This window comes from Arthrobacter sp. Y3223164, from assembly GCF_059091005.1.
This window is the reverse complement of sequence record NZ_JBNHGF010000919.1, coordinates 1-363: the sequence shown is the minus strand read 5'-3', so window position 1 is coordinate 363 and position 363 is coordinate 1. Positions and strand designations below refer to the sequence as shown.

The window sequence follows — 363 nt, the reverse complement described above, 5'->3', positions numbered from 1 at the left end:
CGCCGCCCCCTGGCGCGCGGCCATCCGCCGGGCGGCACGATCCGCGGAGGAAACGCTTCCGGACGACTTGGACCAGGCCCTGGTGGGCACGGACCTGCGCTCCGACCGTGCGTCGTGGTGGTGGCCGGTTTTCGGCCTGCTCCAGTGGCTCGCCCTCGCAGCCGCCTTGGCCGGAGCGCTCTGGCTCCTTGGCATCGCCGCGCTGGGCTACCTGCAGTTTGCGGTCCCTGAGACACCAACGGTCGAAGGCTTCCCGGTGCCGACCTTGTTGCTGGCCGCCGGGATCCTCGCCGGGGTGGTGCTGGCGCTGGCATCGGGCGTGATCGCGCGGTTCGTGGCCCGTGCCCGGGCCGCAAATGCGCG

At 73.0% G+C, this 363-nt stretch carries 1 pseudogene; it reads left to right on the top strand.

The features are described 5' to 3' along the window. Positions 1 to 363 (top strand): annotated as a pseudogene (locus tag AC5RUJ_RS18720) (ABC transporter); the annotation flags it as partial.